General features: G+C 71.0%; 3 protein-coding genes. 2 read left to right on the top strand and 1 reads right to left on the bottom strand.

Translation table 11 applies throughout. From position 1 onward, the window contains the following. A partial coding sequence (locus DBR36_RS16585; RefSeq protein WP_108320804.1) for a M4 family metallopeptidase occupies positions 1 to 1,044 on the top strand: 1,044 nt, incomplete at its 5' end. Further along, positions 1,031 to 1,351: a protealysin inhibitor emfourin gene (locus tag DBR36_RS16580; RefSeq protein ID WP_108320794.1), complete on the top strand. Its 321-nt coding sequence runs from the start codon at positions 1,031 to 1,033 to the stop codon at positions 1,349 to 1,351. The genes DBR36_RS16585 and DBR36_RS16580, both read left to right, overlap by 14 nt. Positions 1,352 to 1,364: 13 nt before the next feature. Here DBR36_RS16580 and DBR36_RS16575 read toward each other — a convergent pair. Further along, the coding region (locus DBR36_RS16575) for a GNAT family N-acetyltransferase (RefSeq protein ID WP_108320803.1) at positions 1,365 to 1,858 on the bottom strand (494 nt) is incomplete at its 5' end.

The following is a 1,858-nucleotide window of genomic DNA, read 5'->3' as shown; positions in this document are numbered from 1 at the left end:
GTTCCCCCGTTCCTACTCGACCGTCTCGCCCAGACCGACGACCCGCGCCTCGCCCGCGCCGCTGCCGCCGCCCGCAAGACCCTCGCGATGCCGCGTCCGCCGCGTCCGGCGCGCACCCGGCTGCGCCTGTCGATCGACGGTGACGCCCTCGTCGCCGAGACCGCGCCCGCCCCCGACCGGATCATCTCGGATGCCAACAACACCGAGAACCTCCCGGGTCGCCGCGTGCGCAGCGAAGACGACGCCCCCACCGGTGACGACGCCGTCGATCAGGCGTACGACGGCCTGGGGGCGACGTACGACTTCTTCTGGGACGCCTTCGCGCGCGACGGCATCGACGCCGCGGGCGGGTCGCTGCTGGCGACCGTGCACTACGGCGACGACTACGACAACGCCTTCTGGAACGGCGAGCGCATGGTCTTCGGCGACGGCGACGGCGATGTGTTCGTCGGGTTCACCCGCTCGCTGAGCGTCATCGCCCACGAGCTCGGCCACGGGGTCACCGAGGCCGCGGGCGGACTGGAGTACCAGGGGCAGTCGGGAGCCCTCAACGAATCCCTCTCCGACGTCTTCGGCGCGCTCGCCGAGCAGCATCACCTCGGCCAGCGGGCCGAGGACGCGTCATGGTTGATCGGGGCGGGGATCTTTGCGCCCGACGTGCAGGGCGAGGCGCTGCGATCCATGAAGGCTCCCGGAACGGCCTATGACGACGACGTCCTGGGTGAAGACCCGCAGCCCGGGCACATGCGCGACTACGTCGACACGGCCGACGACAACGGCGGGGTGCACATCAACTCCGGCATCCCGAACCGCGCGTTCTATCTGGTGGCGACGGCGCTCGGCGGCTTCGCGTGGGAGCGCGCGGGGCTGATCTGGTACCGCACGCTCACCGCGGGCACGCTCTCGCCGACGTCCGACTTCGCCGCGTTCGCGGCCGCCACCCTGGCCACCGCCGCGTCGGAGTACGGTGAGGAGTCGGAGGAGGTCGCCGCCGTCCGCGCCGCGTGGGCCGGGGTCGGCGTCGTGAAGGATGCCGCAGCCTGACACCGTCGATGACGAGCGCATCGTCATCATCGTCGTCCGCTCGGGGGGTATCGCCGGCCTGTCCCGGCAATGGCGCGCCGAGCCCGACGCCGACGACGAACCGCGGTGGCGCGACCTGGTCGAGCGCTGCCCGTGGGACCGTATGCCCCCGGCGACGACCGGGGCGGACCGCTACCAGTGGCGCATCGAGGTGCACCGCGGCGCGGCAGCCGTGCGGCAGGCGAAGCTCGGCGAAACCCAGGTCGAGGGACCATGGCGCACACTCGTCGACGAGGTGCGCGAGGCCGCGGCGCCGCACCGTCGCTGACGGCCGGCAGGGCTCAGCCGAACAGGCGCCGCTTCTTCTTCTTCGACGGGATGCTCTTCTGCAGGTAGACCACCCCGAGCCAGCGGCCGAATTTGAAGCCGACCCGGCCCATGCGCCCCACCTCGGTGAACCCGAGCTTCTCGTGCAGGGCGATCGAGGCGTCCGCCCCCTTGTCGCTGATCGCGGCGACCATCTCGCGGATGCCGAGCTCCTGACACGCGGCGATGAGCGCCTCGAGCAGCGCCCGGCCGAGTCCCTTGCCGGCCGCCGCCTGTCCCAGGTAGATGGAGTTCTCGACCGTGTAGCGGTACGCCGACTTCGACTGCCACGGCTGGACGAGCGCGTAGCCGAGGATCTGTCCGCTCGGGGACTCGGCGACGAGGAACGGCAGCCCGAGCTTGTCGAGGGTGGCGAATTTGTCGCGCCATTTGGCGATCGACCACGCCTTCTCGTCGAAGGTCACGACCGAGTTGCGGACGTAGTAGTTGTAGATCTCGCGGATGTCGG

It is taken from the genome of Microbacterium sp. HMWF026 (genome assembly GCF_003061325.1).
GTDB classification, from domain to species: Bacteria; Actinomycetota; Actinomycetes; order Actinomycetales; family Microbacteriaceae; genus Microbacterium; species Microbacterium testaceum_E.
The sequence above is the reverse complement of the archived record's forward strand: the minus strand, read 5'-3'. Positions and strand labels throughout refer to the sequence as shown.